This window comes from Pelomonas parva (genome assembly GCF_043555835.1).
Taxonomy (GTDB): Bacteria; Pseudomonadota; Gammaproteobacteria; order Burkholderiales; family Burkholderiaceae_C; genus Pelomonas; species Pelomonas parva.
The window spans coordinates 227537-243083 of record NZ_JBIGHV010000008.1; the positions used below are offsets into that span (position 1 = coordinate 227537).

18 protein-coding genes are annotated in these 15547 nt (G+C 66.3%); 7 read left to right on the forward strand and 11 right to left on the reverse strand.

What is annotated here, in order from left to right; translation table 11 throughout:
* Window positions 1-18 precede the first annotated feature (18 nt).
* The 3 genes from ACG00Y_RS21185 (at window position 19) to ACG00Y_RS21195 (ending at window position 1276) form a co-directional block, all read left to right on the forward strand.
* On the forward strand, window positions 19-258 hold the full coding sequence (locus tag ACG00Y_RS21185) for a hypothetical protein (protein ID WP_394482315.1): 240 nt from the start codon (window positions 19-21) through the stop codon (window positions 256-258).
* A gap of 13 nt (window positions 259-271) precedes the next feature.
* Entirely contained in the window at window positions 272-901 is a 630-nt protein-coding gene (locus ACG00Y_RS21190; protein WP_394482317.1) for a UPF0149 family protein, read from the forward strand.
* Between the two features lie 75 nt (window positions 902-976).
* The gene (locus ACG00Y_RS21195; protein WP_394482319.1) at window positions 977-1276 is read left to right on the forward strand and encodes a hypothetical protein; all 300 of its coding nucleotides are present in this window, start codon (window positions 977-979) and stop codon (window positions 1274-1276) included.
* Between the two features lie 3 nt (window positions 1277-1279).
* On the opposite strand, the gene ACG00Y_RS21200 is transcribed toward ACG00Y_RS21195, so the two are convergent.
* The 3 genes from ACG00Y_RS21200 to ACG00Y_RS21210 are packed head-to-tail and all read right to left on the reverse strand — an operon-like array spanning window position 1280 to window position 4971.
* On the reverse strand, window positions 1280-1759 hold the full coding sequence (locus ACG00Y_RS21200) for a type II toxin-antitoxin system VapC family toxin (RefSeq protein ID WP_394482320.1): 480 nt from the start codon (window positions 1757-1759) through the stop codon (window positions 1280-1282).
* Window positions 1756-3093, reverse strand: coding sequence for an AAA family ATPase (locus tag ACG00Y_RS21205; protein WP_394482322.1), 1338 nt, complete (start codon window positions 3091-3093; stop codon window positions 1756-1758). Before ACG00Y_RS21205 ends, ACG00Y_RS21200 begins: the two co-directional genes overlap by 4 nt.
* A 60-nt stretch (window positions 3094-3153) precedes the next feature.
* Entirely contained in the window at window positions 3154-4971 is a 1818-nt protein-coding gene (locus ACG00Y_RS21210) for an ABCB family ABC transporter ATP-binding protein/permease (protein WP_394482324.1), read from the reverse strand.
* A gap of 50 nt (window positions 4972-5021) precedes the next feature.
* Here ACG00Y_RS21210 and ACG00Y_RS21215 point away from each other — a divergent pair, with 50 nt between their 5' ends.
* Together ACG00Y_RS21215 and ACG00Y_RS21220 are read left to right on the forward strand one after the other, a co-directional pair.
* Entirely contained in the window at window positions 5022-5435 is a 414-nt protein-coding gene (locus ACG00Y_RS21215) for an acyl-CoA thioesterase (protein WP_394482326.1), read from the forward strand.
* Between the two features lie 115 nt (window positions 5436-5550).
* On the forward strand, window positions 5551-5712 hold the full coding sequence (locus ACG00Y_RS21220; protein WP_394482328.1) for a DUF1328 domain-containing protein: 162 nt from the start codon (window positions 5551-5553) through the stop codon (window positions 5710-5712).
* 17 nt (window positions 5713-5729) lie between these two features.
* Here the strand turns inward: ACG00Y_RS21220 and ACG00Y_RS21225 are convergent, their stop codons facing one another.
* The 8 genes from ACG00Y_RS21225 to ACG00Y_RS21260 are packed head-to-tail and all read right to left on the reverse strand — an operon-like array spanning window position 5730 to window position 14178.
* Window positions 5730-6494 (reverse strand): enoyl-CoA hydratase, encoded by a 765-nt coding sequence (locus ACG00Y_RS21225; protein WP_394482330.1) that lies wholly within the window; start codon window positions 6492-6494, stop codon window positions 5730-5732.
* 11 nt (window positions 6495-6505) lie between these two features.
* Window positions 6506-7039 carry a DUF1569 domain-containing protein gene (locus tag ACG00Y_RS21230; protein WP_394482332.1) on the reverse strand — a complete coding sequence of 178 codons (534 nt, stop codon included), beginning with the start codon at window positions 7037-7039 and terminating at the stop codon, window positions 6506-6508.
* A 3-nt stretch (window positions 7040-7042) separates the two neighbouring features.
* Complete coding sequence (locus tag ACG00Y_RS21235; RefSeq protein WP_394482334.1) at window positions 7043-8257, reverse strand: acetyl-CoA C-acyltransferase; 1215 nt, start codon at window positions 8255-8257, stop codon at window positions 7043-7045.
* Between the two features lie 11 nt (window positions 8258-8268).
* A complete protein-coding gene (locus ACG00Y_RS21240; RefSeq protein WP_394482336.1) occupies window positions 8269-8754 on the reverse strand; it encodes a DUF4442 domain-containing protein in 486 nt (161 codons plus the stop codon).
* A gap of 9 nt (window positions 8755-8763) precedes the next feature.
* Window positions 8764-11160, reverse strand: a complete 2397-nt coding sequence (locus ACG00Y_RS21245) for a 3-hydroxyacyl-CoA dehydrogenase/enoyl-CoA hydratase family protein (RefSeq protein ID WP_394482337.1) — start codon at window positions 11158-11160, stop codon at window positions 8764-8766.
* A gap of 23 nt (window positions 11161-11183) precedes the next feature.
* Entirely contained in the window at window positions 11184-11615 is a 432-nt protein-coding gene (locus ACG00Y_RS21250; RefSeq protein ID WP_394482339.1) for a DUF2147 domain-containing protein, read from the reverse strand.
* Between the two features lie 12 nt (window positions 11616-11627).
* Window positions 11628-13418, reverse strand: coding sequence for an acyl-CoA dehydrogenase C-terminal domain-containing protein (locus ACG00Y_RS21255; RefSeq protein WP_394482340.1), 1791 nt, complete (start codon window positions 13416-13418; stop codon window positions 11628-11630).
* 37 nt (window positions 13419-13455) lie between these two features.
* Window positions 13456-14178 carry a TetR/AcrR family transcriptional regulator gene (locus ACG00Y_RS21260; RefSeq protein ID WP_394482342.1) on the reverse strand — a complete coding sequence of 241 codons (723 nt, stop codon included), beginning with the start codon at window positions 14176-14178 and terminating at the stop codon, window positions 13456-13458.
* Between the two features lie 224 nt (window positions 14179-14402).
* On the opposite strand from ACG00Y_RS21260, the gene ACG00Y_RS21265 reads away from it, so the two are divergent.
* Window positions 14403-14960, forward strand: a complete 558-nt coding sequence (locus tag ACG00Y_RS21265; protein ID WP_394482344.1) for an HNH endonuclease — start codon at window positions 14403-14405, stop codon at window positions 14958-14960.
* Between the two features lie 96 nt (window positions 14961-15056).
* Complete coding sequence (locus tag ACG00Y_RS21270) at window positions 15057-15527, forward strand: outer membrane lipoprotein (RefSeq protein ID WP_394482346.1); 471 nt, start codon at window positions 15057-15059, stop codon at window positions 15525-15527.
* Window positions 15528-15547 lie beyond the last annotated feature (20 nt).

The window sequence follows — 15547 nt, forward strand, 5'->3', positions numbered from 1 at the left end:
ACGGTCGTCTGCTCCGCCATGAAAACACATCAAATCGAAGTCCAGAAGTTCAAGGCCGCGTCCACCAACCAGTACGGCCAGCTCATGTTCAAGGTGGACGCGCTGGTCACGGCCAAGACGCCGGTTGACGGCATCGAGCCCAGCAGCTTCATCGTCATGACGGAAGCCAATGCGCGCGTACTGATGGCGCTACTGAAGACGCAGTTCGCCGACATCGACAGCAAGAAGCCCAAGAGCCGCCACGGCCGCCCGGGCTGAACGGACCCCGTACATGACCTACCCCCAATACAACCCCGCCTCCGACAACCGCCCGCTGTCCGATGACGAGCTGAACGACCTCGACGAGCTGCTGTCCATCCTGCCCACCGATGGGGCGCTGAACATCGAGGCGCTGGACGGCTACCTGGCCGGCCTGCTGCTGACGCCCGGCCGACAACTGGCCGATGTGCCCGGCGACTCCTGGCTGCCGATCGTCTGGGGCGGTGACGGCGACGTGGACCCCGCGCCCTTCGTCAGCGGCAAGCAGCGCAAGAAGGTCACGCTGCTGGTGCTGCGCCACCTGCAGTCCATTGCCCATGCCTGGACGAATCACCCCAAGGCCTGGGAGCCGATCTTCAGCTTTGCCGAGGCCGACACCGAAGGCGAGGAGGAGGACGAAGCCATTGAGTACGCCGACGCAGAGGACTGGGCGGCTGGCTTCCTGATCGCCGTGAACCTGGCGCCCGAGGCCTGGGAGCCGCTGTTCGACGGCGCCGAGACCGGCCCGCTGCTGGCGCCGCTTGCTGCGCTGGGCGCCGAGGACGGCCCGCTGGTTGAGGCAAGCGCCGAGGCGCGCGACGAGGCCAGCCGGACGATTCCTGACGCCATGCTGGCGCTGTGGGCCATGCGCACTCAAAAGTAGACGCGGGTCTTTATCCCCTCATCACAGGTGGCTGCCGGCGCGGCTTTGGTTCAAACTCGGCCCATGCTTCACACCGTGTTCGCAGCCCTCGGCCTCGCCACCTGCATCGCGCTGGCTATTCACATGGCCCTGCCCTACCGGGCCCGCGCCCGGGTAGACGCGGCCATTGCCCGGCTGGGCGACTGGGTGCGGGCGCAGGTCGACCGCGCCACCGGCTGGCGCCGCCGCCAGCGCCAGACCCGCGCCGCCGCGCTGGAGGCCGAACGCGCCATCCGCCGTGCGCGCGAGTCCTCATCGCGCGACAAGCCTGATGGCGAATGGGACGGCAACGTCTATCGGCCCAAGAGCTTCGAGAAGCCCAAGAAGCCGCACTGAACTTTATGGCGTGACCCGGCGGCGCGTGACTCCGGCGCGATCCAGCCCCGCAAGGTCTTTGTCGAGAGTCCAGACCCGAACTCGACTCATGCTGTACTTCGCGCAGAGATCCTCCCACTCCTTTTTGATGGAGAGATCGCCCATGCCCAAGCCTTGCATCGCGGCGTCCGGAAAAACGTCGAGCCAACCAAGCACCTCTTGATTGGACGGGAAATTGATCGGCTTCCACGGCGCTTCGTCGGCAAGTGCCTTTCTCACTTCGGCAATGAAGCGCTCTGCAGCGGCTCGCCGCTGCGCACCGTTGCCAAGCTGAGCGATGTGGTTTCCCACCTCGACGATCGCCGCCATCGGGATGAACAAGTGATCGCTGGTCTCGATCAACTTCCCGAGCTCAGTCAGCACCCCGGCCCGGCTCTCGTTTCGCCCAGGAACGTCGAGGATATTCAGTAACACCGATGTGTCGACGATGACGATCGCGCTCATTTGCCAGCGTCCGATTTGGCCGACTTCAGCGACTCAAGCCACGCTTTCGCTTGTTGCTTGCGCGCTTCAGGTCCCTTGTGGGTCTTGACGAAGCGCTCCAGTGCGCCCGATGTCATCAGGTGACCCAGTGGCCCTTGCACGAGCAGCTCAGGCACATCCGGGATCGAGTTCATACGAACCAGCTTGCTGGCACCGCTGACAGGATCGCGGTAGCAGAAGACAACGTCGGGGACTGCGGCATCGGGCAGCGCGTCCAGCATGGCTGGGTTGTGCGTGGACAGCAGTACGCGCAGCTTGCGTCGTTCGGCGACGGTGCGAATGCTGTCCAACAGGTGTCGAGCACGGCTCGGATGCACACCGTTGTCAATCTCTTCGATGACGACCAGACTCCCTTCCGGCGCAGAGAGCATCGCGGCCGCGATGGCCAGGACACGCAAGGTACCGTCAGAAAGCAGCGATGCGTCATAGACCCTCGGCGTGCCACCGAAGGTTTCCTGCAATTGAACCATCACCTCGCCCCGCGGCCCGTCGAGGAAGCTCAAGCCAGAAATGTCCTGCTCTGGCAGGCTTTGGATGAAATCGAGAATCGCTTGGCGTTGGGTCGCATAGGGCTCGTTGCCCGATTCATCGTCATCGCCCCACAACCGGTGCAAGACACTGGAGAGGTTCGTTCCGTCACCCAGAAGTCGCTTGTCGTTGGTGAAGCTGTACTCACGCATACGAGCCGGAGCGGGGTCCAGGAAAAGAATGTTGGACAGCGTGGTCTGTAGCCGCTTGGCGACTGCGGGAATGGTCTCCTGCGCTTTCTTGTGACCCGCCTCGAACCGAACTGCGCTCTCGAATTGGACGAACACCGCCATCTGGTCACTGACGGTCACATGGGGCTTGTTGCCCCCCCGGGCGAAGTTGTTGTAGGCCACTCCCGCGTCCGTACTCAGCCCCTGTGATGGACGGTCCATCGAGTAAAGCGGCAGGTTCTCCAGCATCTCACCGACATGTTCGCCGGTGATGTGGAGCTCGCCATCGCGAACGGTGATTTGCATCTCCAGCTCGTTCCAGTGGCGATCGTCGGTCCTGCAGCCCAGGCTGAACTTGGCCACACCACGATGACACAGGTCTTCGATGCGACCTCGGACGACTCGATCAGCGCTGTTGACAGCGTATTGGATGGAAGTGAGCTTCTGGCCCTGAGCAAGCCATGAGAGCAGTCGAAGTGCCTCGATGGCATTGCTCTTGCCGGATGCATTTGCGCCAATCAGAACCGTCAGCGGCCCCAGCGGAAGCTTGGCCTCACGGAAGCTCTTGAAATCTCGAAGACTGAATGCAGTCAGCATGGGACGCTCACAGGTATTGGATTTGCAGGGTGGTCGCAGAAACTCCCCAAGTGTGCCCGCTCACGAATCGCTACCCGTCGCCTGCTGCAACCGCCACATCTCGGCGTAGCGCCCACCCCGGGCCAGCAGCGCGTCGTGCCGACCGCGTTCGATGATGCGGCCTTGCTCCAGCACCAGGATCTCGTGCGCGTCCACCACCGTCGACAGCCGGTGGGCGATGACCAGCACGGTCTTGTTCTGCCCGACGGCCTCCAGTTCGGCCTGGATGGCGCGCTCGTTGGTGGAGTCCAGCGCCGAGGTGGCCTCATCAAAGATGAGGATGGGCGGGTTTTTCAGCAGCGTGCGGGCGATGGCCACGCGCTGCTTCTCGCCGCCCGACAGCTTCAGGCCACGTTCGCCCACCATCGTGTCGTAGCCCAGCGGCGTGCCGGCGATGAAGCCGTGGATGTGGGCCGCGCGCGCGGCGCCCTCCACCTCTTCCCTGCCGGCGCCCGGCCGGCCGTAGGCGATGTTGTAGGCCACCGTGTCGTTGAAGAGCACGGTGTCCTGCGGCACGATGCCTATTGCCGCGCGCAGGCTGGACTGCGTCACGGCGCGGATGTCCTGGCCGTCGATGCGGATCTGCCCGCCATCGATGTCGTAGAAGCGGTAGAGCAGGCGCGCCAGCGTGCTCTTGCCCGAGCCGCTGGGGCCGACGACAGCCACCTTCTTGCCCGCCGGGATCTCGAAGCTGACGCCGTGCAGGATGGGCCGCGCCGGGTCGTAGGCGAAGCGCACGTCGTCGAAGACGACGCTGCCCCCCTTCACCTGAAGGTCCACAGCACCGGGCGCGTCGGCCACCTCGCGGTCGCGGTCCAGCAGGCCGAACAGCTTCTCGATGTCGGTGGTCGCCTGCTTGATCTCGCGGTAGATGACGCCGAGGAAGTTCAGCGGGATGTAGAGCTGGATCATGAAGGCGTTGACCATGACCAGGTCACCCAGGCTCATGCGCCCGTCCACCACGCCCTGCGTGGCCCGCCACAGCATCAGCACCAGCGCTGTGGCGATGATGAGCTGCTGGCCGGTGTTCAGCAGCGACAGCGTCGTCTGGCTCTTGAGTTGCGCCTTGCGCAGCTTCTCCAGGCTTTCGTCGTAGCGGCCCGCCTCGAAGCCCTCGTTGTTGAAGTACTTGACCGTCTCGTAGTTCAGCAGCGAGTCGATGGCGCGGCTGTGGGCCACCGAGTCCAGCTCGTTGAGCTGCTTGCGGAACTTGGTGCGCCATTCGGTCACGATGACGGTGAAGGCGATGTAGACCACCAGCGCGGCGATGGTGATGGCGGCGAACCAGGCGTCGAACTTGACGCCCAGCAGCGTCAACACCAGCACCACCTCGATCAGCGTCGGCACGATGCTGTAGAGGGAATAACTGATCAGAGAGTGGACAGCGCGCGTGCCGCGCTCGATGTCGCGCGTCATGCCGCCGGTCTGCCGCTCCAGGTGGAAGCGCAGGGACAGCTCGTGCAGGTGGCGGAACACCTGCAGCGAGATGCTGCGCGCCGTGCCCTCGGTGGCCTTGGCGAAGATCAGCTCGCGCAGCTCGGTGAACAGCGAGGTCGACAGCCGCAGCGCGCCATAGGCCAGCAGCAGGCCCAGCGGAACGACGAGCAGCGTCTCGGGCTGGCCGGGCTTGAGGTCCAGGCTGTCGACGAGGTTCTTCAGCAGCAGCGGCACGCCGACGTTGCTGACCTTGGCGGCCACCATGAAAGCCAGCGCCGCGCCGACGCGCCAGCGGTAGCGCCAGAGGTAGGGCAGCAGGCGGGCGATGGTGCCCCAGTCGCCCCTCACGGTGGGCGCATCGGGGGCGGAAGGCAGGCTGGGCGCGCGGGGAGTGGATCGCATGAAGTCCGTCAGAGCCGAGAATGGCTGCCGGATTCTCCCAAGTGAAAGCCATGACCCAGGAATCAAGCCCCGCACAAACCCAGGCCGGCCAGCGTGAACTGGTGTTGCGCGTGATGCCCATGCCCGCCGACTCGAATGCCAACGGCGACATCTTCGGCGGCTGGATCATGGCGCAGGTGGACATTGCGGGCTCGATCCTTCCCGCAAAGCTCTCGCGCGGGCGCGTGGCGACGGTGGCCGTCAACGAGTTTGTCTTCAAGCAGCCGGTGTCCATCGGCGACCTGCTGAGCTTCTACGCCACCATCACCCGCGTGGGTCGCACGTCGATCACCGTGCATGTGGAGGTGATGGCCGAGCGCGACCCGGAGAACCCGCATGTCGTGAAGGTGACCGAGGCCAACCTGACCTACGTGGCCATCGACCGCCAGGGCAAGCCGCGGCTGGTCGCGCCGGCCCAGATGTAACAGCGTCAGCCCTGTCCGACTTCAGGCCCCTGCACCGTCCGTCACTGGCGCAAAGGCCGCAGCCCTAGTCTTCCCCTGTCCGCCATTCAGGCGTCAACCCGTGAGGAGACCAGCCATGCTGCGCTACGCCATCATCTTTTTCGTCATCGCCCTGATCGCGGCCGTCTTCGGCTTCGGGGGCATCGCCGCCAGTGCGGCAGGCTTCGCCCAGATCCTGTTCTACGGTTTCCTGATCCTGGCCGTCATCGGCCTGCTGGTCGGCCTGGTCCGAAAATAGGGCCGGCCCTCGCGCGCTCAGTCGAACTTGGAAAAGTCCGGCACGCGTTTCTGGAAGAAGGCCTGGAAGGCCTCCATGGCTTCCGGGCTGCGCAGGCGAGCGCCGAAGACCGCCGCCTCACGCGTGATGGCCGCCTTGACGGCCTCGCGCTGGGGTTCGCGGATCAGCCGCTTGCTGTCGCGCACCGCGCCGGGGGCGAGTTTGTTGAAGCGTTCGGCCACGCGCCGGGCATGGTTCAACACCTCGCCGCCCGGCAGCACGCCGTTGGCGATGCCCGCCTCCACCGCCTGCTCGCCCGTGAACGGGTCACCGAGCAGCAGCTTCTCAGCTGCGCGGCGGTTGCCGATCAATTGCGGCAACACGACGCTGGAGGCGAACTCCGGCACCAGGCCCAGCGCCACAAACGGCATGGCCAGCCGCGCGTCGTCGGCCACATAGACGAAGTCGCAATGCAGCAACATCGTCGTGCCGATGCCGATGGCCGCGCCGGTGACTGCGGCGACGACGGGCTTGGTGCTGTCGACCAGCGCGTGCATGAACTGGAAGGTCGGCGCGTCTTCACCACGCGTGGGGCCGGCCATGAAGTCTTCGAGGTCGTTGCCGGACGTGAAGATGCCCGGCTGGCCGGTGATCAGCACGGCGCGCACAGCCGGGTCGGCATCGGCGGCGCGCAGCGCATCGGCCATGGCCTGGTACATGGCCTGGGTGATGGCGTTCTTCTTCTCGGGGCGGGCGATCTCGAGGGTCGCGACGCCGTTGACGGTGTAGGTCTTGATGGTCATTTGAGATTCCTTCAAGCAACGGCGGTTTTCACTTGGAACTGCGTCCAATGGTTCGCCAGGTGCATCAGATGGGCTCGCTCGTACTGCGGCTTGGTCAGCTCGCCGTAGGCGAAATGAGGCCGGAGCGTACCGTTGAATGCGGCGAACGCCTCCATCGCGTTCAGCAAACGCTGCACCGAGGTCTTCAGCGCCTGTGATGGGTCCAGCGCGGGCGCGCCGGGGATGGGCTCGGCGAGGTCGTGACTCATCTCCCCTTGCATGTTGAACACCGCGAAAGCCGCCGATCCGACCGTGGCGCGGAACCACGCGCGCTTGAGCGTCGGATAGCCCTGCATCGAGAACTCGATGCTCTGCGCCAGATGCTGCAACACCTGGCTGAGGTTCCAGGGGTTGCCCTGCACGAGCTTGGGCTTGAAAAGCAGGTCCAGCACCTCCTGCTGGGCTTGCCGCCAAGTCGTGAACGTTGTCAGCCTGCCGGTGCAAGCGGCGAGCGGCGCCGCCGCGAGCAACACCGTGGTGGTCTTGAGCGCGCGGCGGCGGTCCATGGCTTACAGGCGCTCGAAGATGCCGGCCGCACCCTGGCCGGCGCCGACGCACATCGTCACCATGCCGTACTTGCCGCCGGTGCGGCGCAGGCCGTGGATGACCGAGGCCGCGCGAATGGCGCCCGTGGCACCCAGCGGGTGGCCCAGCGCAATCGCGCCGCCGTTGGGGTTGACCTTGGCACGGTCCAGCTCGATGCCCTTGCTGTCCAGGTCGTTCAGCACGGCCAGGCTCTGGGCCGCGAAGGCCTCGTTCAGCTCGATCCAGTCCAGGTCGGCAGCGGTGATGCCTGCCGCCTTCAGCGCAACCGGGATGGCGGCGATGGGGCCGATGCCCATGATCTCCGGCGGCACGCCGCGCACGGCGAAGGACACGAAGCGGGCCAGCGGCGTCAGGTTGTAGCGCTTCAAGGCCGCTTCGCTGACGATGAGCAGGCCGCCCGAGCCGTCGGAGGTCTGCGAGCTGTTGCCGGCGGTCACGCTGCCTTTGGCGGCGAACACGGGCTTCAGCTTGGCCAGGCCTTCCAGCGACGTGTCGGGCCGTGCGCCTTCGTCCAGCTTGACGGTGCGCGTCTTGGTGTTGACCGTGCCGTCGGCGAGGTTGGGCGTGCGCTCGACGACGTCGAAGGGCGTCATCTCGGCGTCGAAGTGGCCGGCAGCCATCGCGGCCACGGCGCGGCGGTGCGATTCCACCGAGAAGGCGTCCTGCGCCTCGCGGCTGATCTTCCACTGCGCGGCGACCTTCTCGGCCGTCAAGCCCATGCCGTAGGCGATGCCGATGTTCTCGTCCTTCTCGAAGATCAGCGGGCTCAGGGACGGCTTGTTGCCGCCCATGGGGATCATGGACATGGACTCGACGCCGCCGGCGAACATCACATCGGCCTCACCGACGCGGATGCGGTCTGCCGCCATCTGCACGGCGGTGATGCCCGACGCGCAGTAGCGGTTGATCGTCACGCCACCGATGGTCGGCCCCAGGCCCGCCAGCACGGAGGCGACGCGGGCGATGTTCATGCCCTGCTCGCCTTCGGGGAAGGAGCAGCCGACGATGGCGTCTTCAATGGCCGCCGGGTCCAGACCCGGGGCTTGCGCCAGCACGGCCTGCATGACCTTGACGAGCATCTCGTCGGGGCGGGTGTTCTTGAAATAGCCACGGCCGCTCTTGCCGATGGGCAGGCGGGTGGCGGCAACGATGTAGGCGTCTTGGACTTGGTTGCTCATGATGATTCCTTTTAGGCCTGGGGCTTGGGCACCCAGGCCCAGACAAATTCACACTCGATCGGCTCGATGCCGGCTTCGTCGGTCACGGTCACGGCGACCTTGACCTCACCCTTGGTTTCGTTCGCCATCGCGAAGCGCTGCGCTGCGGTCAGGTGCGCCTTGGCGACCAGGCCGCCCGTGGCGCGCTTGCGAAAGTTCACCTGCAGCGACTTGCACAGCGGCAGGCAGTCGTCACGCACGTTCATGCCCACCACCATGCCGGTGGCGGTCTCGGCCAGCAGCGACATCGCGGCCGCATGCACGCCCTGGATGTGGTTCTGCACTGGGCGACGGTTGGCGACACGGATTTCGCTGCGCTCGGGCGAGAGCGCGACGAAGTCCAAGCCCGCCGTACCCGTGAAGGGCACCGCGCGCCGCAGCGCGAAATTGCGCGCAGGCCCACGCAGCGGGGACGGCAGGCCGTCCAGCTTGGCTAACGTGCGTTGAAGCCGGTTCACGATGGGCCTTCAGTTGCGGACGGGCTTGCCCGTTTGCAGCATGCCCATGATCCGCTCCTGGGTCTTGGGGTTGTCGAGCAGCGAGCAGAAGTGCTTGCGCTCCAGCGCCATCAGGTACTCCTCCGTCACCAGGGAGCCTGCCTCGACTTCGCCACCGCAGACCACGTCGGCAATCGCCGCAGCCAGGTGGTAATCGTGGGCGCTGACAAAGCCGCCATCGCGCATGTTGGCGACCTGGCCCTTGATGGTCGCGATGCCGCTGCGGCCGGCGACCGGGAACAGGGCCTTGTGCGGCGGGCGGTAGCCGGCCTCGGACATGCCGATGGCGGTGGCCGTCGCGACGTGCAGCAGCTCGTCCTTGTGCGGGACGATGATGTCGGACTCCAGCAGGAAGCCGTTCTTCTTGGCCTCGTGCGCCGAGGTCGCCACCTTGGCCGTGGCCGCGGTCAGGAAGCCGTCCTTCAGGAAGGCCAGGATGTCCGCGCCAGCATTGCCAGCGGCGGCCATCTCGGCGGCGCGGCGGGCGATGTAGGTCAGGCCGCCGCCGCCGGGGATCAGGCCCACGCCGACTTCGACCAGGCCCACGTAGCTTTCGACGTGCGCGACGCGGCGCGCGCAGTGCACGGCCAGTTCGGCGCCACCGCCCAACGCCAGGCCGCGCATCGCGGCGACGACCGGCACGCTGGCGTAGCGCAGGCGCAGCATCATGTCCTGCAGCTTCTTCTCTTCCGGCGCGATGCCCTTGCTGCCCATCTTCATGAAGACGGGCATCAGGGACTCAAGATTGGCGCCGGCCGAGAACACGTCGTCCGGCGACCAGATCACCAGGCCCTGGTAGTCGGCTTCGGCGATCTCGACGGCGCGCAAAAGACCTTCGGTGACGGCCGGGCTGATCAGGTGCAGCTTGGCGGTGATGGAGGCGATGACGACCTTGCCGTCCAGCGTCCAGACGCGCACTTCCTCGTTCTTGAACAGCTCGGTGCCCGACTTCAGCGGGTCGGCGGCGCCGGTGCCCAGCAGCGATTCACGGAAAGCCTGGCGGCTGTAGACCGGCAGCTCGCTGCGCGGCTTGAACTTGCTCTCGGCCGCGCTCCACGAACCCGCAGGCGTGTGCACGCCGCCGGCTTCGGCGACCGGGCCTTCCGTCACCCAGGCGGGCAGCGGCGCGGTCGACAGGGCCTTGCCGTCGGCGATGTCGGCCGAGATCCACTCGGCGACCTGCTTCCAGCCGGCGGCCTGCCACAGCTCGAACGGGCCCTGGCTGGAGCCGAAGCCCCAGCGCATCGCGAAGTCGATCTCGCGCGCGCTGTCGGCCACGGTGTCGAGGTGCACGGCGGCGTAGTGGAAGCTGTCGCGCAGGATGGCCCACAGGAACTGGGCTTGCGGGTTGCTGCTCTCGCGCAGCAGCTTCAGGCGGTCGGCCGGTTGCTTCTTCAGCATGCGGGCCACGATCTCGTCGGCCTTCTTGCCGCCGGCGACGTACTCACCCGTGGCGAAGTCCAGGCGCTGGATGTCCTTGCCGACCTTCTTGTAGAAGCCCGCGCCGGTCTTCTGGCCCAGCGCGCCCTTCTCGATCAGGCCGGCCAGCACCTTGGGCGTGGCGTAGGTCGAGAAGAACGGGTCGTCCTTCAGGTTGTCCTGCATCGTCTTGACGACGTGGGCCATGGTGTCCAGGCCCACCACGTCAGCAGTGCGGAAGGTGCCCGACGACGCGCGGCCCAGCTTCTTGCCGGTCAGGTCGTCGACCACGTCCACCGACAGGCCGAACTTCTCGGCTTCGATCATCGTGGCCATCATGCCGGCGATGCCGACGCGGTTGGCGACGAAGTTGGGCGTGTCATGGGCGCGCACGACGCTCTTGCCCAGCGACGTGGTCACGAAGGCTTCGAGCTGGTCGAGGATCTCGGGCTGTGTGGTCGGCGTGTTGATCAGCTCGACCAGCGCCATGTAGCGCGGCGGGTTGAAGAAGTGGATGCCGCAGAAGCGTGGCTTGATCTCCTCGGGCAGCACTTCGCTGAGCTTGGTGATGCTCAGGCCCGAGGTGTTGCTAGCCACGATGGCGTGCGGCGCGACGAACGGCGCGATCTTGGTGTACAGGTCCAGCTTCCAGTCCATGCGCTCGGCGATGGCCTCGATGATGAGGTCGCAGCCGCGCAGCACTTCGAGGTGCTCTTCGTAGTTGGCTTGCTGGATCAACGCGGCTTCCGACGCATCACCCAGCGGCGCGGGCTTGAGCTTCTTCAGCCCGTCGACGGCCTTCGTGACGATGCCATTCTTGGCGCCTTCTTTCGCAGGCAGGTCGAACAGAACGACTGGCACCTTGCAGTTGACGAGGTGGGCGGCGATCTGCGCGCCCATCACGCCGGCGCCGAGCACGGCGACCTTGCGGACTTGGAAACGACTCATGGGTTTTCTCCTGGATATTCAGTTCATTCAGCCCGTACCCAGGTCTGGGTGCGGCCGAAAAGTGGGGCGCCGATGTAGCCGCGCACCTCGAGGCGCTTGCCGCCATCGACCGGCTTGAGGCGCGTCTTGTAGGTCTTGCCGTTGTTGGGGTCGAGGATCTCGCCGCCACCCCAGGTGCCCTCACCCTCGGCCTTCACGCCGCGGATGATCTGCAGGCCGAGCACGGGCTTGTCCTTGCGGTCGTCAGCGCACTTGTCGCACCGGGCGTCGGCCGGTGCGGTGGGGTCCAGCAGCTTGTCGATGCTGCCTGTGAGGGTGCCCCCCTGTTCGCTGATGCGGACCAACGACTTCGCGGTTTTGCCGTCGTCGTCGATGGTCTTCCACAAGCCCACGGGTGTTGCCTGCGCGAACGCAAGCACGGGCACAAGCAGGGCAGCAGCGAACAGGGACTTCATGCGGGCATCCTTTTAGAAGAGGGCCTCTTCCATCTCCATCAGCGGCGCCAGACCGGCACGCGCAGTGCGGATCAGGCTGGCCGTCTCGGGCAGCAGCTTGGCGAAGTAGAAGCGTGCCGTGGCCAGCTTGGCGGTGTAGAACGGGTCGCCGCTGTCCTTCTTGGCCAGCGCGATCTTCGCCGCTTGAGCAAAGAAGTAGGCAAAGGTCATGTGGCCCACCACGCGCAGGTAATCGACGGCCGCGGCACCCACCTCGTCGGGGTTGCCGAAGGCCTTCATGCCCAGTTCCTGCGTCAGCTTGTTGACCTTGTCGCCCAGGTCGGCGAGCGGGTTGACGAACTCCTGCATGGCTTCGTTGGTGCCCTCTTCCTCGATGAAGGCGGCGATCTTCTTGCCGAACTTCTTCAGCGTCGCGCCGTTGTTGCCCAGCACCTTGCGCCCCAGCAGGTCCAGCGACTGGATGGTGTTGGTGCCCTCGTAGATCATGTTGATGCGCGCGTCGCGCACGTACTGCTCCATGCCCCACTCGTGGATGAAGCCGTGGCCGCCGAACACCTGCATGCAGTGAGAGGTGGCCAGCCAGCCGTTGTCGGTGATGAAGGCCTTGATGATGGGCGTCAGCAGCGCGACTTCGGCGTCGCACGCCTTGCGCTCGTCCTCGTCGTCGCTCTTGAGCGCCTTGTCCAGCTGCAGCACCGTGTAGGCCTGCAACATGCGGCCGCCTTCAGCGAAGGCGCGGGCGGTCAGCAGCATTTTGCGCACGTCGGGGTGGACGATGATGGGATCGGCCGGCTTGTCCGGCGCCTTGGGGCCGCTCAGCGCGCGCATCTGCAGGCGGTCCTTCGCATACGCCACGGCGTTTTGATACGCCACTTCTGTCAGGCCCAGCGACTGGTTGCCCACGCCCAGGCGGGCCGCGTTCATCATGACAAACATGGCGGCCAGGCCCTTGTTGGGCTGGCCCACCAGCGTGCCGGCGGCGTTCTCCAGCACGATCTGCGCTGTGGCGTTGCCGTGGATGCCCATCTTGTGCTCCAGCCCGGCGCAGAAGATCGTGTTGCGGCTGCCCAGCGAGCCGTCCGCGTTGACGTTGAACTTCGGCACGATGAAGAGCGAGATGCCCTTGGAGCCCGCAGGCGCGTCCGGCAGGCGGGCCAGCACCAGGTGGATGATGTTGTCGGCCATGTCGTGCTCGCCGGCCGAGATGAAGATCTTGGCGCCGGTGATGCGGTAGGTGCCGTCGGGCTGCGGTTCGGCCTTGGTGCGCAGCATGCCGAGGTCGGTGCCGCAGTGCGGCTCGGTCAGGCACATGGTGCCGGTCCACTCGCCGCTGGTCAGCTTGGGCAGGTAGGTGGCCTTTTGCTCGGGCGTGCCGTGGGCGTGCAGGGCTTCATAGGCGCCGTGCGACAGACCCGGGTACATCGTCCAGGCCTGGTTGGCCGAGTTCAGCATCTCGTAGAAGAACTGGTTCACCAGATGCGGCAGGCCGGTGCCGCCGAACTCGGGGTCGCAGGAGAGCGCCGGCCAGCCGCCTTCGACGTACTGTTTGTAGGCTTCCTTGAAGCCCTTGGGCGGCGTCACCTCGTGCGTCGCCTTGTCCAGCGTGCAGCCCTCGGCATCGCCGCTGAGGTTGATCGGCGCAATGACTTCGGCGGCGAACTTGCCGCCCTCTTCCAGCACGGCGTTGATCGACTCGGCGTCGATGTCCTCGTGGCCGGGCAGCATCTTCAGTTCATCGACGACGTTCAGCAGCTCGTGCATGACGAACTGCATGTCACGCAAGGGCGGGGTGTACTGGGGCATCGGGGACTCCTGGAACGAAAGGTCGTGGGTGAAGGGTTCAGCGCCGAGTGGCGCCGGCCCTGGGCAATTTGCGCGCGCGGTCGACGTCGAGGCCGGCCGGCGTGGCGTAGAACTGGATGGTGCGGTCGAAGCCGACGCCGGCCCGCGACAGCGCGCCGGGGATGCGCATGAAACGCGCGTCGTGGTGCAGCGACAGGATCAGGCCGTGCAGCTCGAAGACGATCTGGTCGACGTCGGCCTCGGCCTGCAGATGGCCTTCCGCCACAGAAAGGTGAATCGCCTTGTGCAGCGCCGCGTGCCAGGCCTTGACCATGGCGACGAGGGCGTCACGCACGGGACCTGGCCGGTCGTCGAACTCGACGGCGCCGCTGATGTAGATGCAGCCCGAATCGACCTCCACCGACACACGGCGCACCCAGCGCTCGAACATCGCCCGCAGCCTCGGCAGGCCGCGCGGCTCGCGGATGGCGGTGAAGAAGACTTCTTCCTCGAACTTGGCGTGGTACTCGGTGACGACGGCGATCTGCAATTCCTCGCGCGAGCCGAAGTGGGCGAAGACGCCGGACTTGCTCATGCCCGTCACGTCCGCCAGCGCGCCGATGGACAGCCCCTCCAGCCCCATGTGCGAGGCCAGGCCCAGCGCGGCGTCGAGGATGGCGGCGCGGGTCTGCTGGCCCTTCTGCAGCGAACGCGCCACCCGCACCGGCTTGGCGGCGCGCAGCGAGGCGGCTTTCTTGGCAGGGGCGGGCAGCGTGGACACGGTGAGGGCGAGCAGGAATAAAACGAACGATCGTTCTATTTTGCAGGCCGCGTCCATGACGGCGCCAGCTTGACCCAGCGTTTTTCTAGGGTGTTGTGCCTATAAGTGCCACCCAACTAGGGAACACCCTGAACGCCGAACGAGCGCACGCGCCCGCTGTCATGCGCACGCGCTTGAGGGCCTGTCGACTTCTGCAGTAGTCTCGCGTCTGGAGGTTGACTTCCGTGGATGTTCTCCAACTCGATGTCTCTGGCCGGCCCCAGGCCTGGATCACGACGCGTGAAGCGGCGGTGATCTACGCCTGCGACGGCGTTGCCTGGACGCTCGGCGAGCCCTGCCAGGTGCTGCGTGGCGGCTGGCAGCGCGTCAGTGGCCGGCAATCGCGCATCGAGGTGCACTCCATCATTGCCGTGCGCGGCACGGTACCCAGCCGCGCCTGGCGCCAGGCGCCCGCGCTGTCCAACGCCAAGCTGTTCGCCCGCGACCGCTACGTCTGCGCCTACTGCGGCCATCACTGCCTGCCGGAGGACCTGACGCGCGAGCACATCCACCCCACGTCGCGCGGCGGCTACGACAGCTGGATGAACTGCATCACCGCCTGCCGGCCCTGCAACGGCCGCAAGGGCAGCCGCCTGCCCGAGGAGGCCAACATGAGCCTGCTCTACCTGCCCTACGTACCGAGCCTGCATGAAGACATGATCCTGCGCGGCAGGCGCATCCTGGCAGACCAGATGGAGTTCCTGCTCGCCAGCGTGCCCCGTTCGAGCCGGCTGCACGGGTAAAGAGTTGTAGCTGCCTGCGACCATCGGTCAACGGCCGGACAATTCGACACGTTGGGCAGCCGTTTTGCCCAAGGAGAAAACACCATGTCCAAGCTCATGACTTCCCTCACCCTGGCTGCGGCCCTGGTGCTTTCGGCCTGCTCGACGACCAGCCCCGATGTCGTCCAGCGCGGCGACGCGCAGCGCCTGTCCCAGGTGCAGGATGCGACCGTGCTGTCCTCCCGCCCCGTCACTGTCGATGGCTCGCAGAGCGGCGTCGGTGCTGTGGCCGGCGGTGTCACCGGCGCCATTGCCGGCAGCTCGGTCGGCGGCCGGCGTGAGGGCCAGATCGTCGGCGTCATCGGCGCCGTGGCCGGTGCCGTCATCGGCAACGCCATCGAGCGCTCGGCCACCCGCGAAGACGCGCTGGAAATCATCGTCCAGCTGCGCAACGGCGAACGCCGCGCCATCATCCAGGCCAAGGGCACCGAGGCCTTCAACAGCGGCGACCCGGTCGTGCTGGTGACGACCGGCGGCAAGACCCGCGTGACGCGCGCCCCGGCCGTCGTGCCCGCCAGCAACGGCTGAGCGCGCAAGTTCGCTCAAGG

Excerpts from the sequence above, each read along its gene's own strand:
- ACG00Y_RS21185 (WP_394482315.1), top strand. The coding sequence starts at position 19 with ATGAAAACACATCAAATCGAAGTCCAGAAGTTCAAGGCCGCGTCCACC.
- ACG00Y_RS21190 (WP_394482317.1), top strand. The coding sequence starts at position 272 with ATGACCTACCCCCAATACAACCCCGCCTCCGACAACCGCCCGCTGTCC.
- ACG00Y_RS21200 (WP_394482320.1), bottom strand. The coding sequence starts at position 1,759 with ATGAGCGCGATCGTCATCGTCGACACATCGGTGTTACTGAATATCCTC.
- ACG00Y_RS21205 (WP_394482322.1), bottom strand. The coding sequence starts at position 3,093 with ATGCTGACTGCATTCAGTCTTCGAGATTTCAAGAGCTTCCGTGAGGCC.
- ACG00Y_RS21210 (WP_394482324.1), bottom strand. The coding sequence starts at position 4,971 with ATGCGATCCACTCCCCGCGCGCCCAGCCTGCCTTCCGCCCCCGATGCG.
- ACG00Y_RS21215 (WP_394482326.1), top strand. The coding sequence starts at position 5,022 with ATGACCCAGGAATCAAGCCCCGCACAAACCCAGGCCGGCCAGCGTGAA.
- ACG00Y_RS21220 (WP_394482328.1), top strand. The coding sequence starts at position 5,551 with ATGCTGCGCTACGCCATCATCTTTTTCGTCATCGCCCTGATCGCGGCC.
- ACG00Y_RS21225 (WP_394482330.1), bottom strand. The coding sequence starts at position 6,494 with ATGACCATCAAGACCTACACCGTCAACGGCGTCGCGACCCTCGAGATC.
- ACG00Y_RS21230 (WP_394482332.1), bottom strand. The coding sequence starts at position 7,039 with ATGGACCGCCGCCGCGCGCTCAAGACCACCACGGTGTTGCTCGCGGCG.
- ACG00Y_RS21235 (WP_394482334.1), bottom strand. The coding sequence starts at position 8,257 with ATGAGCAACCAAGTCCAAGACGCCTACATCGTTGCCGCCACCCGCCTG.
- ACG00Y_RS21245 (WP_394482337.1), bottom strand. The coding sequence starts at position 11,160 with ATGAGTCGTTTCCAAGTCCGCAAGGTCGCCGTGCTCGGCGCCGGCGTG.
- ACG00Y_RS21250 (WP_394482339.1), bottom strand. The coding sequence starts at position 11,615 with ATGAAGTCCCTGTTCGCTGCTGCCCTGCTTGTGCCCGTGCTTGCGTTC.
- ACG00Y_RS21255 (WP_394482340.1), bottom strand. The coding sequence starts at position 13,418 with ATGCCCCAGTACACCCCGCCCTTGCGTGACATGCAGTTCGTCATGCAC.
- ACG00Y_RS21270 (WP_394482346.1), top strand. The coding sequence starts at position 15,057 with ATGACTTCCCTCACCCTGGCTGCGGCCCTGGTGCTTTCGGCCTGCTCG.